Origin of the sequence: Mammaliicoccus sp. N-M50 (assembly GCF_022386995.1) — a bacterium.
GTDB lineage: Bacteria > Bacillota > Bacilli > Staphylococcales > Staphylococcaceae > Mammaliicoccus > Mammaliicoccus sciuri_A.
The window spans coordinates 595,511-622,282 of the sequence record NZ_JAJNJA010000001.1; the positions used below are offsets into that span (position 1 = coordinate 595,511).

A 26,772-nucleotide genomic window follows, 5' to 3' on the forward strand; every position below is an offset into this window, starting at 1 on the left:
TTTATTTCAATGTTAATTTTTTCGTAATTTCTTTTCCATCTCGGATAAGCTTCAAGTTAACACTGTCGCCTTTTTTATGATTATTATATAACTCTTTTCTAAATTCAAGATTATTTTCAATTTTTGTATCGTTAATACCAACGATTACATCATTAAATTTAACGCCAGCTTTATCTGCGTTACCGTCTTTTGTAACACCTGTAATTGCCATTCCTGATTTATATTTATCAGGTAAAGATATTTGTGACTTTTCGCTATCACTCATTTTAGAATAGTTTTGAGCCATAATACCTAATTCTGGACGTTCAATTTTACCATTTTTCTCTAATTTATTAATGTAATCAGTAGCGTCATTTGATGGAATTGCAAACGCCATACCTTCTACATTAGGCATATCGATTTTCAATGATACAATACCGATTAAATTACCTTGTGAGTCTAATACAGGACCACCTGAGTTACCAGGGTTGACTGCAGCATCTGTTTGAATAGCTTTAATTTCCCAATCATACTCGTCATCGCCATTAAAATCAACAGGAACTTTTCTGTCTAGCCCAGAAACAACACCTGTAGAAATACTATTTTGGAATTCAGCGCCTAACGGACTACCTATGACGATAGCTGTTTCACCTAAAATTAAATTGTCTGAGTCCTCAAATTTAATAGGTTTAAAATCTTCAGTTTTTTCGATTGGAATCGTTAAGACTGCAATATCAGACCATTGATCTGATCCTAATACTTTACCATCATACTTTTTACCATTTGCTGCTGTAATAATTGGTTTCTTATCACTTGATACAACATGTGCATTTGTTACTATGTATGCTTTTTTATTTTCAACTTTGTAAACGACGCCTGAACCGACGCCGCTATTTTCTTCTTTTTCCTTCGCTGAAGATTCTTTCTTACTAGATACATCTGAATCTTCATGAGATACACCTACTACTGAGTTTTTAGATTTCTCTACAGCTTCCATAACATTCGTAATAGGCTTTTGGAATCCTTTTTGAGATTGTTTTTCTTCAATCGATTTTCTACTTTCGTTAGGAGGATTTACATTTTGGAATATACTCCACACTAAAATAAATATTAATATGATTGCTAAAATAATTGCAATGATTGGCCAATGCTTTTCTATTTTAGTTAAAAATGTATTGAGAAAACTATTTTTATTTTGAGATTTTTGTTCTACTTTTTCATCATGTCTTGCACCGAGCTGTTTATTTGTTTCAAAGTCATTGTCTTTAGAAAAGTCTTTATCTGTTTCTGCCTGTTTTTGTTCACTTACTTTTTCATATTTAATCTCTTCAGGTTTTTCCTCTGAGTTTATTATGCTATCTTTTTTGTTTGTTTGAATTTCATCGTTATGTAATACATCATCTTGTTCACTATGTTCTTGATGTGTTTCAGCAAGTCGGTCATCATCTAAATCAATTGTTGGATGTGATTTGGATTCTTCTTCCTGTTTTTTAATTTCTTCTTTCGTTAATTTTTCAATACGTGCTTTTTGCATATTTTCCTTAACACGTAATTCGTTTTTCTTTTGAAGTTCTCGTTCATTAGCTTTTTTTATTTCATATTCTTTTTTCTCTTGTTCGATTCTTTTTTCACGTTCTTCGTTATGAAAAAATTCACGTCGCTGTCTCTTATATTCATTTCTAGGAATGACATGCTTTTTTCGTGACATTTATTGCCCTCCTCAATCTAAACACTTAATGTATCTATTATGCCATATAATACTAAATTTATTAACATAAAACCATTGTAATTCTCAATATTATACACCTATTTTTACATATATTTACGAATTCATTCAATATGGATTATTCAATTAAAAAAAGATAAAAAAACACCCACAAAGTCAACAATAAACTTTGTGAGTGTTTTGCTTAATAAATATTAATTTGTTGTCTTTTTATTATTACGTACTGAAGTGATCCAGCCAATAATAACGAGTAATAATAATACTGACCAGAATATAGATTGCCATAGTATGCCATGAGGGAAATCATGTGGTAATACACCAATTTCATCATGTGACAATACGATAACAAACAGTTTAATACCTACCCAACCTACAATACCAAATGCTGCTGCTTCTAAGTTTGGATATTTATTTAATAATTCTACAAAGTATGTTGCTGCAAATCGCATAATAATAACACCAATCATACCACCGACAAACATAACACCGAATTGACCAGCGTCCATTCCACCAAAGTGTATACCCATTGCTGGTAATGTCACTGCGATAGCAAATGCTGCTAACATTGAATCAATCGCAAATGCGATATCTGCAAATTCTACTTTGAGTACAGTCAACCAGAAATTCTTTTTCAATTTATGATGACCATGTCCATCTGAAGGAAATTCTGATTCAGGGAAATCATCTTGAGCTTCTACGTCATCTGGTGTCTTGAGCTCTTCACCTTTATGTTTTCTAAAGTCTATCAAATTCTTAATGGACATATAAATTAAGTACAATGCCCCTGCTGCTTGAATTGGCCAGAAGTTAGCTAAGAAACTAATTAAGAATAATGATAAGAAACGAAATACAAATGCACCTAATAATCCATAGAATAATGCTTTTTTCCTTAAATCTTCTGGTAAATGTTTGACCATTACGGCCATAACAACTGCATTATCAGCTGCTAATAATCCTTCAAGAAAAATTAAAACAATCAATACCCAGCCGTAACTAATTAACAAACTCGGATCCATCTATTCACACTCCATTCTTTTTTATAAAAAACAAAAGAGACCATGCCTAATAAAAGGCAAAGGTCTCACTTAACATTTATATGATGTCCATATTACCGGAAACTTGCGCTTCGTAATGACGATAATATGCTAGAATTTTTAAGTTCTAAAGTTACTCCCCTTCGACAAAGTCGTAGGTCTATTTAGTTTTACTTAGTCATTATACAATGTTTTGTTCATTATAACAAACTAAATAATTTAATTTCTGGGAATTTATCTTCAAACCATCTTGTTGCAAATTCATTTTCAAATAAGAATACATATTGATCAAAGCGGTCTTTTACTAAAATAGATCGACTTGAATTCATATTGTCTGTAATATCTTTTTCATTTTCAATCCATCTTGCTATTTTCTTACCGACTTGTTCCATAACAACATCAACATTATATTCATTTTTCATACGATGCTCGAATACTTCAAATTGTAATTGTCCAACTGCACCTAATATGATTTGATTCGTGTGCAACGTTTTATAAAGTTGAATCGCACCTTCTTGAACTAATTGTTCAATCCCTTTATGGAAATGCTTTTGTTTCATAACATTTTTAGCGCTAACTTTCATAAATATTTCAGGCGTAAATTGTGGTAATGATTCAAAATGGAATTTCTGATTTCCACCTACAAGTGTGTCACCTATTTGATAATTTCCAGTGTCATATAACCCAATAATATCACCACTAACTGCATGGTTTACAGTTTGTGTATCATCAGCCATAAATGAAGTTGAACGCGTAATTTTTTGTTTTTTCTTATTACGTTGAAGTGTAACATCCATACCTCTTTCGAATGCACCACTCACAACTCTCATAAATGCGATTCTATCTCTATGTCTTGGATCCATATTTGCTTGTATTTTAAAGATAAATCCTGAGAAGTCTGGATCGAACGGATCTACAACATCACCTTCTTCAGTCTTGCGTCCACTTGGCATTGGTGCATAATCAACATACGCATTTAGGAAGTTTTGTACACCGAAATTCGCTAATGCTGAACCGAAGAATACTGGTGTTAACTCTCCAGCTAACAATAATTCTTCATCAAATTGCTCACCGACTTCATCAACAAGCATTAACTCATCAATTGCTTGAGCAAATTGTGAATCATTTTTGATTGGATGATCTTCTTCTAATTCATAGTCATCATTTAAATGTAAAATATTCTCTTCATCTCTGAATGGTTCAATTGTTTTATCGGATCTATCAATAATTCCGAAGAAATTTTGTCCCATTCCAATTGGCCAGTTCATAGGATAAGTTTCTATTTCTAATGTTTTCTCAATTTCTTCTAAAAGTTCAAAAGGTTCTTTACCCATTCTGTCTAATTTGTTGATAAATGTAAAAATAGGAATACCTCTCATTTTACATACTTTAAACAATTTCAATGTTTGTGGTTCGATACCTTTCGCACAGTCAATTACCATTACGGCACTGTCTACAGCCATTAATGTTCTATACGTATCTTCTGAAAAGTCTTCGTGTCCTGGTGTATCTAATATATTAATATTGTAATGATCATAATCAAATTGCATAACTGAACTTGTAACAGATATACCACGTTCTTGTTCCACTTTCATCCAGTCACTTGTCGCAAACTTCCCTGTCTTTTTACCTTTAACGGTACCTGCTTGTCTAATCGCACCACCAAAAAGTAATAATTTTTCCGTTAATGTTGTTTTACCAGCATCTGGGTGGGATATAATCGCAAATGTCTTTCTACTTTCTACTTCTTGTTTAATCGTCACAATTCATTTCTCCTTATAATTCGGATGTCCATTGGCTAATTCTATTTGCTAATTCATTTGCTTCATCTTCATCAAGCACATTAAACAAATGCAAGTACAAATGCTCAATTAAAGATTCTCCGTATAAATCGTAATCTACTTCAATAGACCAAAATAAATCCGGAATTGAAATCACAAAATATTCTTCTTTTTTATTTTCATATATATAAACTTTACAATTTAAGTTTTGCGAATGACTTTCTCTAATCTTCACTTGACTTTCCTCCATACTTTTCATATGCTGCCTCTAAACCGATTAAATCATCTCTATGAGGCACTTTGATATGTCCAGGCATGATTTGATATGGTTCTCTACCTTTAGATGCGAGTACAACTGTATCCCCTGGCTCAGAAATTTCTATTGCATGTTTAATGCCCTCTGCTCTATCTTCAAATTCTAAATAATTATTATGTGTCGCTCCTTTAGCTAATTCTGCTGTTAACATTTTCGGATCATCATTTGCAGGATTATCTGGTGTGAATATCACATAATCTGCTCGACAACTTATTTTACCCATTTCTGGTGTTTTTGTTAAGTCTCTTTCTCCGGCCATACCAACTAAGAATATTAATTTTTGTTTTACAAATGGTTTTACAGCATCTATTAATTTATCCATTCCGTCTGGCGTATGTGCATAATCAATAATTAAATCTATTGGTAAGTTTCTATCTAATACTTCTAAACGTCCTTCAACTGCAGGCATATTTTCAACAGCTTCAGTTATGTCGTTTAAGTCATAACCTTGTGCCCACAAACTTATAATGCTCGCTAATAAATTAAGGACATTAAATTTACCTAAATAAGGTGATTGTACTTTGTAAGAACCAAATGGTGTTTCAAGTGTAAAACGAACACCGCTGATAGATTCTTCTATATCTTTAGCCATAAAGTCTGCTTCGTTATCTATACCATATGTAAATATTTCGAATGGTGTTACAGGTATTAATTCTTTTATATATGGATCATCTGCATTCAATATGACATATTTATCTTTTCTGTAGTCTTGACCTAATTGACTAAATAATAATGACTTTGCATGTCCGTAAGCTTCCATCGTACCATGAAAATCTAAATGATCTTGTGTTAAATTTGAAAAAATAGCGATATCAAATTCTAAACCGCGAAGTCTACCGATAACTAATCCGTGACTTGAAACTTCAAATGTCATACTCTCACATTCTTTATCAACCGCTTCAACGATATGTTTCGTTAAAGTAACGGTTTCTGGAGTCGTATTAACACCTTTTGTAACTGTTTCATTAATTTGAAAACCGTTCGTTCCTAAATAAGCACTATTTTTTCCTAAACCTCTCGTTAAATGATGAATCATTGTCGCAATTGTTGTCTTACCATTTGTGCCAGTTACACCAATTGTCGTTAATTTTTGACTAGGAAAATCAAATAATACATGACTAAAGATACTTGCCACTTTCAATGTATCCTTAACCACAATTAATAATACGTCATCATTTAATTCTACGTAACGGTCACTCACAATGACGCTACATCCTTGCTCTATTACATTCGGTATAAATTTATGACTATCTACTGTATAACCTTTTGATGCCACAAATATAGAGCCTTCTTGAGCATTTCTTGAATCTGTCGTAATATCATGAACTTCTTGGTCAATTTGACCGTAAGTTTGTTTAATTTTTATTTTATTTAATAACGTTTTAACATTCATCGTTATTGCTCCTTTATTTTCAATAGGTCTATTATACACTTTCTTAAGTTGATTTTATAGCTTAGACTATAACTATAAACAATTATAAAATGAGTGAGCGTTTACTTTTAAATAAAGGGGTGCTTTTATGATTGATATTCAATCCATTACAAAATCTTATGGAAAAGCAGTTATTTTAAAAGATGTAACAACTCAATTTGAACCTGGTTTAATAACTGGTTTAATTGGCCCATCAGGTGCTGGCAAGACGACTTTGATCAAATGTATTTTAGGCATGACAACTATGGATTCCGGTACAATTTCGATCAACAGCAATCGTATACCTAATAGAGAAATTTTAAGGTCTATTGGTTATATGTCTCAAAGTGATGCATTATTTGATGATTTAACCGCTGTTGAAAATTTAAAATTCTTTGCGAAATTATATATTCATAAAGCACTTAAATTGGACATCAACGAACAAATAGAACGCACGCTGGAAATTGTCAACTTATCACATGAAAAACATAAAAAAGTTAAGGCATTTTCTGGAGGTATGAAACGCAGATTATCTCTTGCAATTAGTATGATCCAAAATCCAGACATATTGATTTTAGATGAGCCAACAGTGGGCATCGACCCTAGATTAAGAAAATCAATATGGAATGATTTGTTTCAATTTAGAGATGAAGGCAAGACCATTCTGATCACAACACATGTATTAGATGAAGCAGATAAATGCGATCGTTTATTACTAATGAGAGAAGGGCAAATAATTTCTTATGGTACGCCAAATGAAATTAAATCATCATATAATGTAAAAACGATTGAAGATGTCTTCTTAGCGTTAGGAGATGGTGCAGATGATTAATATTGCCACGCGTATTTTAAAACAAGTTATTAGAGATAAACGTACCCTTATGCTCTTACTCGTTGCACCGTTATTAATAATGACGTTGATTTATTTTTTATTTAATTATTCAGATGAGTCAACTGATCTAAAAGTGGGTACATATCAAGTAAACGATCAAATCATTTCAAGCCTCAAAAAACAGGATATTAACATTCAAAAGTATTCAAATCAACAAGATTTAAAACATAAATTTAAAGAGGATCATTTAGACGGTTTTCTATCATTAAACGATAACAAACTAGATGTAACTTACGAAAATACTGACCCAAGCAAAACGAGTCAATTAAAGTTAACCATCAATAAATTAGTCATTATGCAAAGTACAAAGCAGTTGTCATCTGTCGTTAATCAACAAGGGAAAATCATTCAGTCAATCACTCAGCAACTACCAAATGCCGAAAAGTCTCAAGTTTCGGCTAAATATCCAACTCATATAACAAAGTTAGATGCCAAAGAGCATTATTTACATGGTGATAAAGATACAAATTATTTTGATACAATAAGTCCTATTTTAATCGCATTTTTCGTATTCTTCTTTACATTCTTAATTTCAGGTATTTCATTACTCAAAGAAAGAACATCTGGAACTTTAGAAAGAACTTTATCATCACCTATTAAAAAACATGAAATAATTTTAGGTTATATAGTTGGTTATGGTACATTTGCCATCATACAAACAACTTTGATTGTTTTATATGCTATTTATGTATTACAAATGGTTACAGAAGGCAACATATTATTAGTATTTATTACGAATGTACTCGTGTCATTTATAGCACTTACACTTGGTTTATTGTTATCGACATTCGCATCATCAGAATTTCAAATGATTCAATTTATTCCTTTAGTTGTGATTCCTCAAGTCTTTTTTGCAGGCATCATACCAGTGGAAAGCATGCATAAAGTACTCGTATATATCGCACATATCATGCCACTATACTATGCAGGTGATACCATTCAAAATGTTATGTTAAGAGGCTATCACTTATCAGATATTTATATAAATTGGATCATACTATTAGGTATATTCTTATTACTGTTAGTATTAAATATGATTGGTATGAATCGATACAGAAAAGTTTAACTATATCTCATGCATAATGACGTATAATTTGTTAAATATCTCCAACTAAAACATTGATATAGTATAAAGTTTTTATATTAATTTTGTAATTATATGCAATATCTTTTCACAAAATAGCGAAAATGCGTTAAACTATCATAGAAATTAAATACAAATACGGAGTGTGGCTAATGGTTTCTCAAAACAAAAAATTATTGATTATTACAGGTTCTTTTGGTAATGGTCATTTACAAGTTACGAATAGTATTGTGAAACAATTTGGTGAAATGAATTTAAATCATTTAACTGTTATTGAGCATGATTTATTTTTGGAAGCACACCCTATTATGACTTCAATTGCGAAACAATGGTATATAAACAGCTTTAAGTATTTCAGAAATATGTATAAGTTCTTCTACTATAGTAGACCTGAACAAATTGATAAATGTTTCTATAAATACTATGGGTTAAACAAATTATTGAATTTACTTATAAAAGAAAAGCCTGATTTGATTTTGTTAACTTTTCCGACACCGGTCGTATCAGTTTTAACGGAACAATTCAATTTAAATATACCTATCGCTACAGTTATGACGGACTATCGTTTACACAAGAACTGGGTAACACCACACTCAAATAGATACTACGTTGCTACGAAAGATTTGAAAAAAGAAATTGAATCTATCGGTGTAGAAAGCGATGCAATCAAAGTAACAGGCATACCTATATCGAAACAATTTGAGCAACCAATCGATCGATATCATTGGTTAACGAAACATAAATTAGATCCAGATAAGAAAGTCATTTTAATGTCTGCTGGTGCTTTCGGTGTATCAACAGGTTTCTCAACGATGATTAGTAAAATAGATATGTACGCTAAAGATGCTCAAGTTGTCATGATTTGTGGTAACAGTAAAAGCTTGAAAAATGAACTTAGACATCATTTTAAAGATAATGATAATGTGTTGATACTCGGTTATACGAAACACATGAATGAATGGATGGCATCAAGCCAACTTATGATTACTAAACCAGGTGGTATCACTATTTCAGAGGCATTCTCTAGGCATTTACCATTAATATTCTTAAATCCAGCACCTGGACAAGAGTTAGAAAACGCTGAGTATTTCTCACAAAAAGGATACGGTAAAATAGCACACACACCAGAAGAAGCGACTAAACTTGTTATTTCACTTATGAACCAACCATCAAGACTAAAAGAAATGACACAATTACTTGAAGAAAACTATATTGAAAAATCAACAGAAAATATTTGCAAAGACTTACTTTCATTATTAAGTGATTCACTTTCTTATAATGAAGTTTATGGAAAGGTTCCTATGTATGCCAAATACTTCATCAGATAAAACATTTCACAAAAAAGATTTTCGGTTAATGCTCATCATATTATTTATGATGGAATTTGCGAGAGGAATGTACATTTTAAGTTATTTACCAATTCTACCAACAACCACTGCTAAAGTGACTGTTGGTATTACTTCTTTAGCGATTTCTTTACATTTCATCAGTGATGCATTAACCAATTTCGTAATAGGTTTTCTTCTAAAACGATTTGGTCCAACTGTTATATTAACGTGTGGATTTATATTAGCTTTTTCAAGTTTAGCACTCATTATTTTTATACCGTCACCTATCGTATTTATTTTAAGTGCCATATTATTAGGTATCGCGGTCAGTCCAATTTGGGTCATTATGTTATCTAGTGTAGACGAAGCTTCTAGAGGTAAACAAATGGGATACGTTTATTTCAGTTGGTTAGTTGGTTTATTATCAGGTATGATCTTTATGAACTTACTATTTAAACTACATCCTACTCGATTTACATTTATGATGGCGCTATGTGTACTCATCGCATGGATATTATTCTATTTCGTTAAAGTACAATTAACAAACTATGAAAGTAAATCTGTTAAAAAACAACTACGCGAAATCGTACAAGTTACAAGAAGACATTTATTACTATTTCCAGGTATCTTTTTACAAGGATCTGCAATAGGTATGTTGGTCCCTATATTGCCTACATACGCGACAAAGCATATGGGTGTTACGACATTAGAATATACACTTCTACTTATTGTTGGCGGTATTGGATGTACTATTTCTATGTTATTCTTTTCTAAATTGATGGATAAACATTCTAAAGCATTTACACACCTTATCATTTTTGTAGGATTTTTAGCATATAGCTCATTCATATTTGGCTTAACGATCTTAACACAATTATTTATCGTTCTATTGATTGCTTTACTCATTGGTACAATTTATGGATTACTCTTACCAGCATGGAATACATTTATGGCTGGTCAAATTCATAACAAAGTACAAGAAGAAACATGGGGTGTCTTCAATAGCGTTCAAGGATTTGGAACGATGATTGGCCCGGTATTAGGTGGCTTAATATCTGAAGTATTTAGAGACGTGTATTATACAATTTATGCTTCAAGTATTATGTTCTTATTCTTAGCATTATTCTATGGTACATTCTTTATTATTAATTATAGAAAAAGAAAATCAGCATAATATAAAAAGGAAGCAGAAGGTATTAAATCCATACCTTATGCTTCCTTATTTATATGAAATAAATTTCAATTTATCCTAGTGTATATGAAGCTTCTTCAGACCATGTTTCGTCGTCATTTTGCTTCATAAGTTTAATTGTATCAATTGTTTCTGAATGATCTATACCAGCCATTCTTACTTGGCCATAAATATCTTCAAATTCTTGGCTTGAAAGACCTTGTGCAATTGTAAAGTGTGGTACGAATGGATGTGTACTTTCACCATAGAATGCTTCATTATTAAATTTACTAAATAAAGATTCTAATTCATCCGTTTTAGTCACTTTAAAATAAATAACATTTTTAGTAGGTGCAAAGCTTGATGCTTTAGACACTTGGATATTTAATGGTTCAAATGCTTTAGCTGTTGCCTCTAATTGTGATTTCACTTCATTTAGTTTACTATCTTCAATTTCAAATTTCTCTTTAATTGTAATATGTGGTGCAATTAACGCATAGTGTTTGTCATATCTTTTACGATAAGCATTCACTTGTTCTTGGAATGGTTTAGACGGAATAAGTACGATGCCTAATTTCATAATGATACTTCCTCCTTTGTTTTTCTACATTATTATTATATCAAATTTTTTTGATTTTGATGACTTAAAAAGTAACTTAACATATTTGGTAATTCAGGCTTCCATGTTTTCCATGTATGTCCACCATCTAATTCAGTGTATTCATATGTTAAATCTTCCTGCTTAACGCGTTCACTGAATGCTCGATTCGGTGTTAAAAAGTCTGCCATATCTCCACTTATAAGTTTGAAAGAATCTTCTTCTTTACCTATATAATGTTTGATTGTTAATAGATGTTTAGATGAGCAATTGTTAAATGCTTCTATTACTGTATCGTTGATCAGTGGACTGAACAGACCTGCTTGACTAAAATGATGCGGGTATTCTAAACATGTCATTAAAGCGATACTTGCTGCTAGACTATCGCCTAGTAACATTCTTGCATTACCTACTTTCAAAGTTGAGAATGTTTTATCAATATAAGGACATAGCTCTTTCACCACAAATTGTGACGTTTCTTTTCGGTATTCTCCATCGGGATGAAATTCTGTTCTTCTCTTATCTACATCTTCATAGTGAACACCGACAATGATTGCCCTTTCTATCTCATCATTTGTTCTTAATTTCTCGTATGCACGATGAATTTGACCAAATTGGAAAAAGTCCCTACCGTCAAATGTAATAATCACATGATGTTTATATAGATCTGTATAGTCTTTAGGTAAGTAAATTGAGATTGTCACTTCCCTTTTTAAGAATTTACTTTCGAGTTTAATTTGGTCAACAAGACCTATTTTTTTATCCATAAAGAACGCTCCCAACTGTACATATAATATTATTGTACAGTAGAGAGCGTATATTTGAAAGCGTTTGATATTGTTTAATTATTTATCATCCAAGTTATATTCTTTTAAACGTTTAGGATAATCTTCATGCCAGAATTTTGCTGTTGGTACATCATCAGGTTCTGGTCTATATATCGCATAGTAACCTGATCCTTTTTGTTTTTTCTGAATTTCAAAGTCACGTAATGCTCTTAAGGCTGGTTTATGGAGTATCCAAATTGCAATGATATTTAACCATGCCATCATACCTACACCTAAGTCACCCATCGCCCACGCAACATCAGCTGTTTTAACACATCCGTAAATTGTGGCACCAATGAGGATTAACCGTACTAATATAATCCATATCTTTTGTTTATCGGACGGTATGATATAACTTACGTTAGTCTCTGCGATATAGTAATATGCCAGTATCGTTGTAAATGCGAAGAAGAACAATGCTAACGCAATAAAGTAAGAACCGAAACCTGAGTACGCTGGATCAAACGTGTAGTTATCTCCAGAGAACGCTTTATCGATACCTGCTTGAGCATACATCGCTGTACCTGATACGTCTTTACTACCATCTGGGCCTTGTACATAAATTCCATTATCATGAATTAAGTGTGGTGAACCATCTTTATTTGTTCCACCATCTGTTGTATTAAATGTACCTGACATTAAAATCATTAATGCTGTAGCTGTACATACTAATAAAGTATCTACATAAACTGAGAATGCTTGTACAAGTCCTTGTTTAGCTGGATGTGATACTTCTGCAGCAGCAGCAGCATGTGGTCCAGTACCTTGACCTGCTTCGTTTGAATAAAGTCCACGTTTAACACCAATTTCAATCATCGCACCGAATATACCACCAAAAGCAGCTTCAACACCAAATGCAGATTTGAAAATTAATGCAATTAAACCTGGAACTTCTTGAATATTTAATATAATAATAACAATCGCTAAACCTATGTAAACAATAGCCATAAAAGGTACAACGGCTGTCGCAACATTTGCAATTGCTTTAATACCACCGAAAATGATAAGCGCTAATAATACAGCTAATACTATAGCAATAATCCAAGGATTTAAACCAAATGCATTTTTCATTGAAGAAGCAATGGCATTTGATTGTACACCTGGAAGTAATAAACCTACAGATAGTACTGTAACAAGTGCAAATATAATTGCATATATTTTACCAGCTTTACCTTTTATACCTGATTCTATGTAGTATGCTGGTCCACCACGATATTGACCATTAATTTCTCTTTTATAAATTTGACCAAGTGTTGATTCTATAAATGCCGAACTCGCACCTAGAAATGCTGTAGCCCACATCCAGAATACTGCACCGGGACCACCGATAAAGATTGCTGTTGAAACACCAACAATGTTACCTGTACCAACACGACCTGCTAATGATACTGCGATTGCTTGGAAAGAAGAAATACCCGTTGGTGATTTTTCCCCTTGAAACATTAACCGAATCATTTCTTTAAAGTGCCTGACTTGGAAAAACCTCATCATAAATGAAAATAAAACACCAGTCAGTAAAAGACCATATACTAACGCTTTACTCCATACAATCTCATTCGCAAAGCTAACAATAGATTCCATAATTAATCTCCCCTTTGTTGTAAGCCTTAAGATAACCTCATGTTCAGAAAATTTCGAAATTACCTTGTTATGATTATACCATGTATAAATACACAATCAATATTTTTTTGAAATGAACATAACATAAATTGTAAGCGCTTACTATATTGTCAAAAAAGCTTTCTTGAAATAATAAGTGTAAAATCTTAGAGTTGCTTATATTCATAATTACTTAATAATTATTCTAATCCGTACAACTTAAAATAATATATAAAAATATAAACTTTCAAACAATACACGAATTCTAGAAACTATTTTATTTATCATTGTTAATTCTGTAATTTCGCTTATAATATAAAAGTATGAGAAAGTTTGATAAGGAGGACTTCTATTGTTAAATAAAGCATGGTTTCGTACAGGAATAGCTATTCTCCTTACGTTTCTAATTATTAAAATATTTATGGAAATCAATGAAATATTTTATCCGATTATCATTATCGTAAAATCCATATTACTACCATTATTATTAGGTGGATTCTTATTCTATATTTGTTTACCTTTTCAGAAGATGTTAGAAAAAAGGAAAGTACCAAGATGGGGAAGTATTTCGATTATCATCGTTGCATTAATACTAATTGTTGTATTATTTATCTCTATCATTGCTCCTGTATTAACAAATCAAATTAATAATTTAATTAAGAACATTCCATATATACAACGTGAAATTCAGCATGTTGTAGATTATGCATTACAACAAAGAGATCGATTACCAGATAATATATCACAAAAGATTAATGATTCAATCGAAAGTATAAGCGGTATCGTAACAGATATGTTAACCAACTTATTTAGTTATATTTCATCATTTGTTTCAACAATGTTCTTATTAATCTTAGTGCCTTTCTTCTTAATATATATGTTAAAAGATCACGAAAGATTTATACCGTTTATTGCGAGACCTTTCAAAGGACGTACGAAATGGTTTGTCGTGAATTTAAGTAAAGACATTAATCAAACTTTACAATCTTATATACAAGGTCAAGTTACAGTTAGTGTTATATTAGGTGTCTTATTGTACCTTGGTTATACTTTTGTAGGATTAGATTATGCATTACTTTTAGCGTTATTAGCATTGATTACCAATATGATTCCATTCTTAGGACCATGGTTAGCATTTATACCAGCAGCAACAATCGCGCTTATACAAGATCCTATGATGCTCGTTTGGGTAAGTATTATCACTTTAATTTGTCAGCAACTTGAAGGTAACGTCATTACACCAAACATTATGGGTAAATCATTAAATATTCACCCACTTACAATCATTACAGTAATATTAGCTGCAGGTAATTTAGGTGGATTCGTAGCTATCTTAATAGCCGTGCCAACTTACGCAGTACTTAAGACAATCGTTCGAAATGTATACACACATAGACAATCTATTAGTTCAAGTGCGAACCGTACAGTTGAAGACGATCCAATACATGATAATAACTTAAAATAACAAAAAACTGAAACCAATGCGGTTTCAGTTTTTTGTTTGGTGTGGAAGATGTTATTGTGGTAGGCCTTAGTTACACTTTCGCCAAGTTTTGTTACTATGGGCGGCCTTAGTTACATTTCTGCCAAGTTTTGTTACTATGGGCATCCTTAGTTACACTTCCGCCGACTTTTGTTACTATGGCCTCTCTTAGTTACATTTCCGCCAAGTTTTGTTACTATGGCCTCTCTTAGTTACATTTCCGCCAAGTTTTGTTACTATGGCCTCTCTTAGTTACATTTCGTCCGACTTTTGTTACTATGGCCTCTCTTATTTACACTTCCCCATCTTTTTGTTACTACATATACAAAAAAACCAACAAAATCATAGATTTTGTTGGTTCTCTTAATTATCTTACAACGTGGTAACCTGAGTCTACGTGAATATTCTCACCTGTTACACCGCTTGAGTAGTCACTTAATAGATAAGCTGCTGTTTTACCTACTTCGATAATATCTACATTACGTTTCAATGGTGAACGTTCTTCGATTTCTTTAAGAATCGCATTGAATCCACCTACACCTTTTGCACTTAATGTACGGATTGGACCTGCAGAGATTGCATTTACTCGAATGTTATCTTCGCCTAAGTCACGTGCTAAATATTTAACGTTTGCTTCTAAGCTTGCTTTAGCTACACCCATTACGTTATAGTTAGGAACTGCAAATTCTCCGCCTAAATAAGTAGTTGCAACGATGCTTCCACCTTCTGGCATTAATTTTTTAGCTTCTCTTGCAACGATTGTTAATGAATAAGAACTAATGTCTTGTGCTAATAAGAATCCTTCACGAGATGTATCTGTAAATCTTCCTCTTAAGTCTTCCATGTTAGCAAAAGCGATTGAATGGTAAACACCATCAATATGACCAAATTTTTCTCCAATTTGTTCAAAAGCATTTACAACATGATCGTCTTTTTGAACATCACACTCATAAATGTGTTGTCCTTTTTGATTTTTTAATTCTTCAAATAATTTAACAAGTTGATCTTTACTACGTTCTTTTCTGTATGTGAATACTAAGTTAGCACCTAGTTCGTCTAACACTTTAGCTACACCAAAGCCAATACTTCTTTTGTTCGCAATACCCATGATTACATATGTTTTACCTTCTAAATTAAACATTCACTATACTCCTTTAATATGTATATTATACTAAACATTCACTCGTTATAATAACACTGGTCAGACCACCTGACAAGCATTATACTTTTATTTTATATTGAATAAAAAGTAAAAATGAGGTCTATAATTCAACCTCATTTTTACAAAGTTTATTAAATAAATTCCATATCTTGTTTTAATTGTGAAACATATTCTTTAGATCCTGTCACAATTAATTTATCTCCGTATTGTAATTCAGTATCACCATGAGGTACGATTGAATCTTTTCCTCTAATAATACGTACGAAGATTACGTCCCCAGCAAATGGGAATGATCTTAACAGAACATTATGGTAGCTATGGTTCTTCATCTCTATTTCATATAGAGATGTTTCCACGTTACTTAATAAGTTCAGCATGTTTGGAGATTCAATTAATCCTTTAAGTAAGATTTTATTACTTAAGAAACTACTAAAGAATTCAATGTTCTTACCTTCAAATGCTTCATCTTCACTACCATTTTCTTGCTTACAAATAATTCTTTTAACGCCATGATCATGTGCCATTAAAGCCACTTGTTTATTGATATGATCATCGTTTGCAGAACATACAATGATATCTGAATCAAATAAACCTAATTCTACAAGTTCCTCTTCAATATAATCATCTAACTCATATGTTTTAATGCTTTCATCTAACTTTCTATTATCTGAAAGGTCTTTTCTAAAGAACATTGAAGTTTGATAAATGTGAGAATGAATACTTTGAGCAACTGGAATCGATAATTGGTTCTTACCAATAAAGCTCACTTTTACAATTCTCTTAGTTTCTTCTGGCATTGGGAACATCTTCTTAAATACAATCGGTACAAAGACACACGTGATAACCGCACTTAGAATAAGTATGCCAGATATTTCTGAACTGATTGTTCCGAGTTGTTCAGCGATTTTTGCTGCTGCGATTACAAGTGACAATGTTGACGTTAATAGGAATGCCGAAGATATTGTCGTTTTACGGTCATACCATTTACCTATAAATGCTACTGGAATTAACTTAGAAATTAAAAAGGCAATAAACAGTAAAGGTATGATAATTAATAATCCTGGCTCTTGCACTAGTGATGGAATGTTTAAATTCACACCTACCATAATGAAGAATATTGGAATAAAGAAACCATATCCAAATGAGTCCAATTTCTCTACCATATCTTGGTCAGGTCCTAATAACGATACGATAACACCTGCTAAGAAGGCACCTAATATATTTTCAGCACCCACACCTTCAGCTAAACCAACAAGTAGAATAATAAGTGCAAATACAGCACGAATACCTATTTGAGTCGTACCTGAAGTTAATTTTTTTAAGAATGGTGATTTTTTAAATAAACCACCCATAATATAAAAGATAAAACTAAAGACGATTAGAATACCTATAAGCCATAACGGTGAATCACCTTTAGCATTAATTGTTCCGTAAACTGTTAACAGTAACATTGTTGCTAAATCTGCTACAACTGCAACTAACAAGATAAATTGTCCGATGCTTGTATGCATTATATTCATTTCTTTTATTGTTGGTACAACTACACCTAAACTAATTGTCGAAATGATGATAACCATCAATAATACGTCGTCTATTAAACCAGTCCATTTGAATATAAAGGCTAATAAAATAGATAAAACCATAATTAAAGAAAATACGACAGCCGTTAAATATAAATTACTTGGAATATTATTTCCTTCTTGTTCATCAGAAGTTTGTTTCGTCTTAAACGCGTTAAAATCAATTTCTAAACCACTTAAGAACATTAAAAATATAAAACCTAACGTCGACAAGATAGATAACCATGCATCTTCTTTTACTAATCCAAATAAAGAGTCACCTATGATTATCCCCATTATGATTTCAGCAACGACAACAGGTAAGAAAGAAATTTTCAACCTATTTACAAGTATAGGTGTTAAAAATGCAGCAATAACAACAATAACGAGAGATGTAAAACTAGAATGCTCCATATTATTCTCCTTATATTAGATAAGACATAAATGCTGTTGCTAAACCAAAGTAGATCAACATACTGACAATGTCGTTTATTGTCGTAATGAATGGTCCACTTGCAACTGCAGGGTCAATATTCATTTTATTCATAAACATCGGTATAATTGCACCCATTAATGTACCAACAGTCATCGCGATTGTTAAACTAACTGAAACGATGAGTGCCAATACAGGTTCGCGATATAATAAGACAATTATAATAAATAAACTTATTGCACAGAAAAAACCAGTCAGTAATCCTGAACCAGATTCACGAAGTGCGAGCTTAAATTTGCTTTGTTCATTTATTTCACCTGTTGAAATATTACGTACAGATACGGCAAGAGATTGTGTACCTGAGTTACCACTCATACCACTAATGATAGGTATAAATGCTGCAAGAAGTGCAACTTGTGAAAGTGTATCTTCAAATTGTCCTAATATGGATGCTGTAATCATACCTAAAACCGTTAATATTAATAACCAAGGTAAACGTTTCATAGCTGTTTGGAAGACTGAATCATTTGTAGAGTCGATGTCAGATACACCGGCTAATTTAGAGTAGTCTTCACTTGCTTCTTCATCCATAACGTCCAAGATATCATCGATTGTAATGATACCTAGTAAATGATCTTGATAGTCGATTACAGGTAACGCAATCAAGTCATAATCACGCATTGTTTGTGCTACGTCTTCTTGGTCATCAGCTACATTAGAACTGATAACACGTTCACTCATAATTTCTTCAATATATGCATCATTTTCAGCAACGATTAAGTCTCTTAATGAGATAACACCTGCTAACTTTTTATTTTCGTCAACAACGAAAATAACGTATATTGTTTCCGCTTCAGGTGCTTGTTCTTTAACGTAGAACATCGCTTCTTTAACAGACATTGTTGAATATACTGAAATAAACTCAGTGGTCATAATACCACCGGCAGTGTCTTCTTCATAGTGAAGTAATGCTTTAATCTCTCTAGCATCTTCACGATTCATGAGTGTGAGTAAAGTGGCTATTTTACTTTTAGATAATACATTCAAAATATCAACTGCGTTATCGTATGACATGTCACTTAACATTTGACTTGCATAATTAGCATTCATATTTTGAAAAATTTCTTCGTATTCTTCATCATCTAACTCAGTCGTTTCAAAGAAGTCAGCTACTTCTAACGGAGAAAGGAATTGATATATTTTTTGTTTAAGCTCATTATCACATATTTCAAAGTATTCACCTTGGTCATATGTATGCATATTTAAAAATTCTTCTCTAAATTGGTCTATTTCATCATTTGCTAATAGTTCGTCTAACTTTTCTTTATCAAAAGCTTCGTCTTCGATGTAATTTTCATTATTTTCATTAACCAACTTTGCCACCTCCTCATAAAAATACAATTTATTATATCATACCTACACCGCTTAGGTTATAGTGCATTTCATCAACAATATGCAATTGTTTTAAAGTAATGGGATGTATAAATTCTATATGATTGCACTGCAGTAATTGATGCTCATATTGACCATCTTCAAATCCATATAAACTATCCCCTATAATAGGATATCCAATATGTGCGAGATGCACTCTTATTTGATGTGTTCTACCAGTAAACAACTGTAATTTAAGCATGCTATTTTCAGAATCACCATCTAAATATTCATATTCTGTATGTGCAAACTTTCCTTCTTCAGAAACTTCTCTTTCTATAATAGAATGTTTAGCACGTGCGATTGGTGCTTTAATAACACCTTTCTTCGGTTCAACAGCCCCGTGGACAAGTGCAACATAGTATTTACTAATTGTCGTATTTGAAACCATATGATGTAATAATTGATGCTTTGCAAATATAACTATACCACTTGTACCGCGATCTAAACGTGTCACAATGTGTGGAATCGTTCGTTCACCATTCATTATCATATGGCTTAATACCGCTTCAACTAAACTATAATGTGGATGTTCTCTAGAAGGCGCAGTATTCATCATGGCAGGTTTAGAAACAATAATAAACCATTCATCTTCAAATAAAATATTTAAATCAAACGTAAATGGTTCTAGATTATGACTAGGCAATTCATTAGGTAAATGGACATCAATTTCATCACCTTCATGAATTTCTTTTCTAACGGTAGCATGTTTTTTGTTCACTAATAAAGCGCCATTCTGCTTAATGGCGCTTAAACTCTTTTTAGAAATGCCTTTATCATATAAGAATGTCTTCAAAGTCATTGAAGAAGTTGCTCTATATTGTAATACTTTCATATTTAATCCTCATTCGAAATAAATGAATCATGTACTCTTTTCCAGAAAGGAAATGGTCTAAATCTCGCAAAGCGGACTTTTTCATTTGCTACTCTATATTGAATCGATTCAATATTTTTATGTTTAACATTTACATGATCAATCGTAACTTGTAATGTATCGTTATTTACAGGATGTATATGACAAACGTGATGTTTAGGCAATACAAGCGGAGAACCGACTGTTCTAAAGACACGGTTATTAATAGAAGCTATTTCAGCTATTTGCATAGCTTCTAGTGATGGATGTATAAGTGCCCCACCTAAAGCTTTATTATAAGCCGTTGAGCCAGATGGTGTTGATACGCATAAACCATCGCCTCTAAATCTTTCAAACTGCTCGCCTCTTAATACTAAATCTACGACTAGTGTTGCGCCATTATCTGTTTTAATTGTCGCTTCATTTAAAGCTAAATATCTCGTTTCATATCCGCCTTTTTTGTAACGAATGATCACTTCTAATAATGGATATTCTATCACTTGATAAGTTGAATTGTTAATTTCAATAATGAGTTTTTCAACTTCATGTGGCAACCAATCAGCATAGAAACCTAAATGCCCAGTATGTACACCTACGAAACTGACATCACCTAACATATGACTATATTGGTGAAATGCTTGTAATAAAGTACCATCTCCACCAACAGAAATTACGATATCGGGTGATTCTTTGTCTTCAACCATATTAAAGTCATTCATATGATTTTTCATCTTATACATTAAAGCATTCGATTTTGAATCACCTTTTGATAATATATTATATTTCAAAGCATTCACCCCTAATCGTGTTTGTGTTTATTACTTTTCTGTCTGGAATAATATTTCTGTGCTTCTTGAATTTCTTCACGTATTTCAGACATTTCTTCATCTAATAAAAATGCTGCCTCAGCTGCTCTCTCTAATCTATTTCTTATTTCAGGAGGATAATCACCATCGTACTTATATCTTAAAGTGTGTTCAATCGTCGCCCAGAAATTCATCGCTAATGTTCTAATTTGAATTTCTGCCAAAATATTTGTTTGACCATGTAACGTTTCAATTGGATAACTAATAATGACATGATACGAGCGATATCCACTTTCTTTTGTATATTCGATATAATTTCGTTCTTCTACAACTTCAAAATCTTGTCGTTGTCTTAATAGTTCTACAACGATATCTATATCATCAACAAACTGACACATCATTCTTAAACCTGCAATATCATACATTTCCTCTCTTAATCGATCAAAAGGAATATTACGTTGATTTGCTTTATCTATAATACTTGAGATAGGTTTAACACGACCTGTAACAAACTCAATTGGCGAAGGTTTATCTGAAGATTCATATTGTTTACGTAACCCCTTCAATTTAATCTTTAATTCGTCAATTGCTTGTTTATATGGTGCCAAAAATTCTTCCCATTGATTCATAACCATCACTCCGCTTTGTTTAATTCAAATGCTTCCTCTACCGAAGCTACAAACGCTTTACCATAGTTGTGATTATCTGCGATGTTATCTAATAAAAATTCCATTTCTTCTTTAAATGAAGTTAATACTAAATGATCGTTGACGATGACCTCTTTGTCGAAGTGTTCATGAATCATTGACCATGTTTCCTCTACAAATAATAAATAATGGTATTGTTCACCGCTATCAAGCATATATACAAATGCATGATTATCGCTATCTACAATCATATGCTCTGCTGGTTCTAATCCCTCAGTTGGTTGGTCTGTATAACATTTGATTTGATTATCATTTATTTTAATTTCATTTACATAAATACGCATTGTTGTTCCTCCTTATTCCAATCTATTTTAACACATTTTAATTTAAACATTCATATCATCAAGTCAATTTTGTATAATTACTTGTTTATCCGTAAATCTTCTATAATAATAGTGTAAAAGGAAGTGTATATCAAAATGGGACAAGAACTCGAAATTGAATTCAAGAATATGCTCACGCTTGAAGATTATGAATTAATCAAACAATATTATTTTAAACAAAGTGAGCCTTTTAAACAAACAAATTACTATATAGATACAAATAATCATGATATTATGTCACAAAAAATGGCACTACGAATACGTGAAAAGAATCATAATTATGAAATGACATTAAAAGTCCCACAAGAAGTTGGTCTTCTAGAATATAACGAAATAGTTGAGGATGTTCCTAAACAAGGTGAACGATTAGACAAACAATATCTTCCAGAAAACATTACTGAAATATTAAATAAGTTCAATATTCCATTGAATGACCTAAGACAACTTGGTGATTTAACAACTTATAGATTAGAAAAAGATATAGGCACTGGACTTTTAGTATTAGATCATAGTATTTATTTAGGTATTGAAGATTACGAATTAGAATTCGAAGTTAAAGACTATGCTAAAGGCGAAATAGCTTTTAATAAAATTTTGAATGACATGAATATAGAAAGAAATATTCCAAATAATAAAGTGGTACGCTTTTTCAATGCAGATCGCAAAAGAACATGAATTTACTTTCGTTACAAGTCGAAATACTTTTAAAAATTTAAGAACATGTTATATTAATATTATCGATAATGAAATAAGCAAGAAAAGGTGAAATTATGACCCCATATGAAGTAATCGACCCCCAAGATTTGTACGACATGATTGATCACTTTTATTATCTCGTAGAACGCGATAATCGTATTAATCATCTTTTCCCTGGTGACTTTGCAGAAACGAGTCGTAAACAGAAACAGTTTTTAACTCAGTTTTTGGGTGGTCCAGCATTATATACAGAAGAACATGGTCATCCGATGTTACGACAACGTCATTTACCTTTTAGAATTACGAATAAAGAAAGAGATGCTTGGCTAGAGAATATGCTTGAAGCCCTTACCCAATCTCGATTAAATAAAGATATACAAGAATATTTATATGAAAGACTCAAGCTAACTGCAAACCACATGGTTAACGCTTAATATAGTTGAAGGTGGATAATATGGCCGAAGAATTAAGACTAATCCATGCTAATGAACAAAATAACATAGATTTAACACCTGTAAGCAAAATCGAAATTTATTCATTTTTCGATCCATTTTGCGAAGATTGTTTTAATCTATCAGCTACATTAGCAAAGTTAAAAATTGAATATCAAAAATATGTTAAAATTCGTCAGATTTTGAACCCATCTCTAAAAGTTTTGACTAAATGTCAGGCTCAAAGCACATGTGAATTTGATAATGTAGCTTTAGCATTTAAAGCAGCAGAATTACAAGGACATAATAGAGCGAGCAGATTTCTAAACTTAATTCAGAATGAAATTATACCTCATGAAAAAATCATTACAACTGAGTTAATTAGAAAATGTGCGTACAAATCTGGAATTGATTTATCTGTATTTATTAAAGACTTAAAAGAACAGTCATTGACTGAAAGTTTACAAACAGATTTGCACATTGCACGTGAAATGGATATCAATATGACACCATCACTTGTGTTCTTTAATGAAGATGTACATTCTGAAGGACTTAAAGTAGAAGGTTTATACCCATATCATATTTATACGTATATCATTCAAGAACTTATTGGAACTGAAGTTGAGAAACAACTTCCTCCAAAATTACTCGACTATATACAGTCGCAATCCATTATTTCTGAACAAGAAATTGCGACAATATATGAATGGCCAGAGAAAATCGTCAAACGCGAATTAAAAAAATTACAACTCCAAAATTATATAGAACAACAAGATTCTGTACACGGAGATTTTTGGAAATTCAAGAAAAGTAAATAATAAGTATAGGATCTGTATCCTTATTTGAATTAAATAACATCTCATTTCACTGGTTTATTCAGTTAGAAATGAGATGTTATTTTTTATGTTTTAGATAAAATGCATAAAATAAAAAAACAGCAGTCATTCATCATTAAGATGAATAGCTGCTGTTTAAATTTGGACATTTATGCCCTACTCAATTTTTAGCATGAACATTAAGTTTCATACTCTATGGTTAAATATATGTTCTTGTAACTTATACTTACCATTTAATAGATAACTTTTGGGATGTTAACTATGAATGAACAAACAAATAAATAAAAAACACCGTGTCTGATTACACGGTGCTTAAACAAAGGGGATGGGAGAAATTTTTCACTTCAAACAAAGGGGTATGTTTGTTATGTGATTAATTTCATGTATGTAATATAACATGGTCTGTACACTAAATTCAACAAAAAACATCGGTTTTTTTAATTTGTCACACAGTTGTCATATTGGAAACGTCTACATACATTTATTTCTCTTTTACAAGCTTTTCAAAGGCATTTAGTTTCTGTTCAAATACTTCCATTGCCTCTTCTATTGGTTGTTTAGATGTCATATCTACACCAGCTTTTTTCAATACTTCGATCGGATAATCTGAGCTACCTGCTTTTAAGAATTCATTAATATATCTCTCAACAGCTGGTTCGCCTTCTTCTAATATTTGTTTGCTTAATGCTTGTGCCGCACTATAACCTGTAGCATATTGATAAACATAGAAATTATAATAGAAATGAGGAATACGTGACCATTCTTTGGCAATGTTCTCATCTGTAACAACAGCATCTCCGAAATATTTTTTATTAAGTTCTGCATACTCAGAGTTTAAACGATCTGCAGTTAATGGTTCACCATCTTCTACAATTTTATGAATAAGATATTCAAATTCAGCGAACATTGTCTGTCTAAATAATGTTGCTCTAAATCTTTCTAACTCTTGGTTTAATAAATATTTACGCTTTTCAGGATCTTCTAAGTTCTTATCCATATATTCACTTAATAACGCTTCGTTAGTTGTTGAAGCAACTTCTGCTACAAAGATTGAATAATCACTTTCATTTGATTGTTGATGTTTTCTACTGAAATAACTATGTGCAGAATGTCCAAATTCATGAATTAACGTAAATAAATCAGAAATAGAGTCTGTCCAGTTAAGTAAAATAAATGGATTTGTTAAGTGAGCGCCTGAAGAATAACCACCAGAGCGTTTACCTTTATTCTCATAAACGTCTACCCATCTATTATTTAAACCTTCTTCAACTACATCTGTGTACGTTTGACCCATAGGTTGTAACGCTTTAACCATCCAGTCTTTAGCTTCTTCATATGGCATTTCAAATGAAGAGTTTTTAACAAGAGGTGTATACATATCATACATATGCATTTCATCTAAACCGAGTAATTCTTTTCTTAAAGCTGTATAACGATGTAACAATGGTAAATGCTTATGTACAGTCGCAATTAAGTTATCGTATACTTCTTCTGGAATAAAGTTATTTGATAATGCTTGTTCACGAGCTGAGTTGTACTTGCGAACTTTTGAACTAAATATAGCAGTCTTTACTTTCCCACTTAACGTCGCAGTTAATGTATTGTTATGACTACCATATGCTTCATATACATTATCATAAGCAGATTTTCTTAACACGCGGTCTTCAGATTCTAACAATTTAGTATATGTACCTTGTGTCAGTTCGTGTTCATTACCATCTTTATCAACTGCTGGTTTAAATGTTAAGTCAGCATTATTGAACATACCAAATACATTGCTAGGTGTTTGTAATGCTTCCCCTGCTTCAGCTAAAATCTTTTCCTCTTTATCGCTTAATATATGAGGTCTTTTCTTATTAAGTTTTTCAATATCAAATTGATATCTTTTTAAATCATCATTAGATTCAACAAATTCATTTAATGTTGCTTCATCAATAGACATTAATTCAGGTAAAATAAAGCTCCATGCACTCGCAAATTTATTAGCAAGTGTTGCTGCCTTCGCTTCATATCCAGCGTATTTATCATTTGCTGTGTCTTGATCATGTTTCAAATGAGCATAAACATAAACTTTACCTAGTTTCTCATCAATTTCACTATCAAGTAATAACGCTTTATACAATGTTTCTGCACTATCTTTCAAGTGACCTTTGAATTGTTCTTCTTTACCTAAATAGCCTTCTAACTCTTTAAAAGCTTCTTCATATGCTTCGTCAGAAGAAAAGATAGTTGTTAAGTCCCATGTATATTGTTCTTGTTGTTCTTCCCTTGTAATTAACTTCGCCATCTTAATAGCCTCCTTAATA

General features: G+C 31.9%; 24 protein-coding genes. 8 read left to right on the plus strand and 16 right to left on the minus strand.

Annotated features, from left to right (window positions below; genetic code table 11):
- Position 1: 1 nt before the first annotated feature.
- From LQ622_RS02960 to LQ622_RS02980, 5 genes are all read right to left on the minus strand, one after another.
- A complete protein-coding gene (locus LQ622_RS02960) occupies positions 2–1,687 on the minus strand; it encodes a S1C family serine protease (RefSeq protein WP_037588900.1) in 1,686 nt (561 codons plus the stop codon).
- A 212-nt stretch (positions 1,688–1,899) separates the two neighbouring features.
- A complete protein-coding gene (locus LQ622_RS02965) occupies positions 1,900–2,721 on the minus strand; it encodes a TerC family protein (RefSeq protein WP_239774702.1) in 822 nt (273 codons plus the stop codon).
- 218 nt (positions 2,722–2,939) lie between these two features.
- Positions 2,940–4,502 (minus strand): peptide chain release factor 3, encoded by a 1,563-nt coding sequence (locus LQ622_RS02970; protein WP_037588898.1) that lies wholly within the window; start codon positions 4,500–4,502, stop codon positions 2,940–2,942.
- A gap of 13 nt (positions 4,503–4,515) precedes the next feature.
- The gene (locus tag LQ622_RS02975; RefSeq protein ID WP_025905650.1) at positions 4,516–4,755 is read right to left on the minus strand and encodes a YueH family protein; all 240 of its coding nucleotides are present in this window, start codon (positions 4,753–4,755) and stop codon (positions 4,516–4,518) included.
- On the minus strand, positions 4,745–6,229 hold the full coding sequence (locus tag LQ622_RS02980) for a UDP-N-acetylmuramoyl-L-alanyl-D-glutamate--L-lysine ligase (RefSeq protein WP_239762394.1): 1,485 nt from the start codon (positions 6,227–6,229) through the stop codon (positions 4,745–4,747). The genes LQ622_RS02975 and LQ622_RS02980 overlap by 11 nt, the downstream gene beginning before the upstream one ends.
- A gap of 127 nt (positions 6,230–6,356) precedes the next feature.
- Here LQ622_RS02980 and LQ622_RS02985 point away from each other — a divergent pair, with 127 nt between their 5' ends.
- The 4 genes from LQ622_RS02985 to ltaA all read left to right on the plus strand — a co-directional run bounded on the left by LQ622_RS02985 (position 6,357) and on the right by ltaA (position 10,725).
- Positions 6,357–7,079 carry an ABC transporter ATP-binding protein gene (locus LQ622_RS02985; protein ID WP_239774703.1) on the plus strand — a complete coding sequence of 241 codons (723 nt, stop codon included), beginning with the start codon at positions 6,357–6,359 and terminating at the stop codon, positions 7,077–7,079.
- Positions 7,072–8,205: an ABC transporter permease gene (locus LQ622_RS02990; RefSeq protein ID WP_239774704.1), complete on the plus strand. Its 1,134-nt coding sequence runs from the start codon at positions 7,072–7,074 to the stop codon at positions 8,203–8,205. Before LQ622_RS02985 ends, LQ622_RS02990 begins: the two co-directional genes overlap by 8 nt.
- 170 nt (positions 8,206–8,375) lie before the next feature.
- Positions 8,376–9,551 carry a diglucosyl diacylglycerol synthase gene (locus LQ622_RS02995; protein ID WP_037588893.1) on the plus strand — a complete coding sequence of 392 codons (1,176 nt, stop codon included), beginning with the start codon at positions 8,376–8,378 and terminating at the stop codon, positions 9,549–9,551.
- The gene (gene ltaA, locus LQ622_RS03000) at positions 9,529–10,725 is read left to right on the plus strand and encodes a lipoteichoic acid biosynthesis MFS flippase LtaA (RefSeq protein ID WP_103361603.1); all 1,197 of its coding nucleotides are present in this window, start codon (positions 9,529–9,531) and stop codon (positions 10,723–10,725) included. The genes LQ622_RS02995 and ltaA overlap by 23 nt, the downstream gene beginning before the upstream one ends.
- Before the next feature lie 70 nt (positions 10,726–10,795).
- Here ltaA and LQ622_RS03005 read toward each other — a convergent pair whose 3' ends face one another.
- The 3 genes from LQ622_RS03005 to LQ622_RS03015 all read right to left on the minus strand — a co-directional run bounded on the left by LQ622_RS03005 (position 10,796) and on the right by LQ622_RS03015 (position 13,728).
- On the minus strand, positions 10,796–11,302 hold the full coding sequence (locus LQ622_RS03005; RefSeq protein WP_037588891.1) for a YjcG family protein: 507 nt from the start codon (positions 11,300–11,302) through the stop codon (positions 10,796–10,798).
- Between the two features lie 35 nt (positions 11,303–11,337).
- The gene (locus tag LQ622_RS03010) at positions 11,338–12,087 is read right to left on the minus strand and encodes an esterase family protein (protein ID WP_025905657.1); all 750 of its coding nucleotides are present in this window, start codon (positions 12,085–12,087) and stop codon (positions 11,338–11,340) included.
- Positions 12,088–12,165: 78 nt separating this feature from the next.
- Positions 12,166–13,728, minus strand: a complete 1,563-nt coding sequence (locus tag LQ622_RS03015; RefSeq protein WP_275590361.1) for an alanine/glycine:cation symporter family protein — start codon at positions 13,726–13,728, stop codon at positions 12,166–12,168.
- A 370-nt stretch (positions 13,729–14,098) separates the two neighbouring features.
- Between LQ622_RS03015 and LQ622_RS03020 the strand changes: the two genes are divergently transcribed.
- Entirely contained in the window at positions 14,099–15,211 is a 1,113-nt protein-coding gene (locus LQ622_RS03020; RefSeq protein ID WP_037588889.1) for an AI-2E family transporter, read from the plus strand.
- Between the two features lie 385 nt (positions 15,212–15,596).
- Here LQ622_RS03020 and fabI read toward each other — a convergent pair whose 3' ends face one another.
- The 7 genes from fabI to LQ622_RS03055 form a co-directional block, all read right to left on the minus strand.
- Positions 15,597–16,370 carry an enoyl-ACP reductase FabI gene (gene fabI / locus LQ622_RS03025; protein ID WP_037588888.1) on the minus strand — a complete coding sequence of 258 codons (774 nt, stop codon included), beginning with the start codon at positions 16,368–16,370 and terminating at the stop codon, positions 15,597–15,599.
- A 152-nt stretch (positions 16,371–16,522) separates the two neighbouring features.
- A complete protein-coding gene (locus LQ622_RS03030) occupies positions 16,523–18,364 on the minus strand; it encodes a cation:proton antiporter family protein (RefSeq protein WP_037588887.1) in 1,842 nt (613 codons plus the stop codon).
- A 10-nt stretch (positions 18,365–18,374) separates the two neighbouring features.
- Positions 18,375–19,757 (minus strand): magnesium transporter, encoded by a 1,383-nt coding sequence (gene mgtE / locus LQ622_RS03035; protein WP_025905662.1) that lies wholly within the window; start codon positions 19,755–19,757, stop codon positions 18,375–18,377.
- A gap of 31 nt (positions 19,758–19,788) precedes the next feature.
- Positions 19,789–20,649 carry an RluA family pseudouridine synthase gene (locus LQ622_RS03040; protein ID WP_239762377.1) on the minus strand — a complete coding sequence of 287 codons (861 nt, stop codon included), beginning with the start codon at positions 20,647–20,649 and terminating at the stop codon, positions 19,789–19,791.
- 2 nt (positions 20,650–20,651) lie between these two features.
- Complete coding sequence (locus LQ622_RS03045; protein ID WP_025905664.1) at positions 20,652–21,455, minus strand: NAD kinase; 804 nt, start codon at positions 21,453–21,455, stop codon at positions 20,652–20,654.
- An 11-nt stretch (positions 21,456–21,466) separates the two neighbouring features.
- Positions 21,467–22,102, minus strand: coding sequence for a GTP diphosphokinase (gene yjbM, locus LQ622_RS03050; protein WP_037588886.1), 636 nt, complete (start codon positions 22,100–22,102; stop codon positions 21,467–21,469).
- Positions 22,103–22,107: 5 nt separating this feature from the next.
- Positions 22,108–22,464 carry a UPF0738 family protein gene (locus LQ622_RS03055; protein ID WP_025905666.1) on the minus strand — a complete coding sequence of 119 codons (357 nt, stop codon included), beginning with the start codon at positions 22,462–22,464 and terminating at the stop codon, positions 22,108–22,110.
- Between the two features lie 135 nt (positions 22,465–22,599).
- Here LQ622_RS03055 and LQ622_RS03060 point away from each other — a divergent pair, with 135 nt between their 5' ends.
- From LQ622_RS03060 to LQ622_RS03070, 3 genes are all read left to right on the plus strand, one after another.
- The gene (locus LQ622_RS03060) at positions 22,600–23,178 is read left to right on the plus strand and encodes a CYTH domain-containing protein (RefSeq protein ID WP_126477187.1); all 579 of its coding nucleotides are present in this window, start codon (positions 22,600–22,602) and stop codon (positions 23,176–23,178) included.
- Between the two features lie 95 nt (positions 23,179–23,273).
- The gene (locus LQ622_RS03065) at positions 23,274–23,633 is read left to right on the plus strand and encodes a globin domain-containing protein (RefSeq protein WP_049319860.1); all 360 of its coding nucleotides are present in this window, start codon (positions 23,274–23,276) and stop codon (positions 23,631–23,633) included.
- Between the two features lie 20 nt (positions 23,634–23,653).
- Complete coding sequence (locus tag LQ622_RS03070; RefSeq protein ID WP_025905669.1) at positions 23,654–24,448, plus strand: DsbA family protein; 795 nt, start codon at positions 23,654–23,656, stop codon at positions 24,446–24,448.
- 499 nt (positions 24,449–24,947) lie between these two features.
- On the opposite strand, the gene pepF is transcribed toward LQ622_RS03070, so the two are convergent.
- Complete coding sequence (gene pepF / locus LQ622_RS03075; protein WP_107565922.1) at positions 24,948–26,753, minus strand: oligoendopeptidase F; 1,806 nt, start codon at positions 26,751–26,753, stop codon at positions 24,948–24,950.
- Positions 26,754–26,772: the final 19 nt, after the last annotated feature.

What these genes read in the sequence shown, in the direction of transcription:
- LQ622_RS02990 (WP_239774704.1), top strand. Translation starts at nt 7,072, where the DNA reads ATGATTAATATTGCCACGCGTATTTTAAAACAAGTTATTAGAGATAAA.
- LQ622_RS02980 (WP_239762394.1), bottom strand. Translation starts at nt 6,229, where the DNA reads ATGAATGTTAAAACGTTATTAAATAAAATAAAAATTAAACAAACTTAC.
- LQ622_RS03070 (WP_025905669.1), top strand. Translation starts at nt 23,654, where the DNA reads ATGGCCGAAGAATTAAGACTAATCCATGCTAATGAACAAAATAACATA.
- fabI (WP_037588888.1), bottom strand. Translation starts at nt 16,370, where the DNA reads ATGTTTAATTTAGAAGGTAAAACATATGTAATCATGGGTATTGCGAAC.
- ltaA (WP_103361603.1), top strand. Translation starts at nt 9,529, where the DNA reads ATGCCAAATACTTCATCAGATAAAACATTTCACAAAAAAGATTTTCGG.
- LQ622_RS02995 (WP_037588893.1), top strand. Translation starts at nt 8,376, where the DNA reads ATGGTTTCTCAAAACAAAAAATTATTGATTATTACAGGTTCTTTTGGT.
- LQ622_RS03015 (WP_275590361.1), bottom strand. Translation starts at nt 13,728, where the DNA reads ATGGAATCTATTGTTAGCTTTGCGAATGAGATTGTATGGAGTAAAGCG.
- pepF (WP_107565922.1), bottom strand. Translation starts at nt 26,753, where the DNA reads ATGGCGAAGTTAATTACAAGGGAAGAACAACAAGAACAATATACATGG.
- LQ622_RS02960 (WP_037588900.1), bottom strand. Translation starts at nt 1,687, where the DNA reads ATGTCACGAAAAAAGCATGTCATTCCTAGAAATGAATATAAGAGACAG.
- yjbM (WP_037588886.1), bottom strand. Translation starts at nt 22,102, where the DNA reads ATGAATCAATGGGAAGAATTTTTGGCACCATATAAACAAGCAATTGAC.
- LQ622_RS03065 (WP_049319860.1), top strand. Translation starts at nt 23,274, where the DNA reads ATGACCCCATATGAAGTAATCGACCCCCAAGATTTGTACGACATGATT.
- LQ622_RS03055 (WP_025905666.1), bottom strand. Translation starts at nt 22,464, where the DNA reads ATGCGTATTTATGTAAATGAAATTAAAATAAATGATAATCAAATCAAA.
- LQ622_RS03040 (WP_239762377.1), bottom strand. Translation starts at nt 20,649, where the DNA reads ATGAAAGTATTACAATATAGAGCAACTTCTTCAATGACTTTGAAGACA.
- LQ622_RS03005 (WP_037588891.1), bottom strand. Translation starts at nt 11,302, where the DNA reads ATGAAATTAGGCATCGTACTTATTCCGTCTAAACCATTCCAAGAACAA.
- LQ622_RS02965 (WP_239774702.1), bottom strand. Translation starts at nt 2,721, where the DNA reads ATGGATCCGAGTTTGTTAATTAGTTACGGCTGGGTATTGATTGTTTTA.
- LQ622_RS02985 (WP_239774703.1), top strand. Translation starts at nt 6,357, where the DNA reads ATGATTGATATTCAATCCATTACAAAATCTTATGGAAAAGCAGTTATT.
- LQ622_RS03010 (WP_025905657.1), bottom strand. Translation starts at nt 12,087, where the DNA reads ATGGATAAAAAAATAGGTCTTGTTGACCAAATTAAACTCGAAAGTAAA.
- LQ622_RS03060 (WP_126477187.1), top strand. Translation starts at nt 22,600, where the DNA reads ATGGGACAAGAACTCGAAATTGAATTCAAGAATATGCTCACGCTTGAA.
- LQ622_RS03030 (WP_037588887.1), bottom strand. Translation starts at nt 18,364, where the DNA reads ATGGAGCATTCTAGTTTTACATCTCTCGTTATTGTTGTTATTGCTGCA.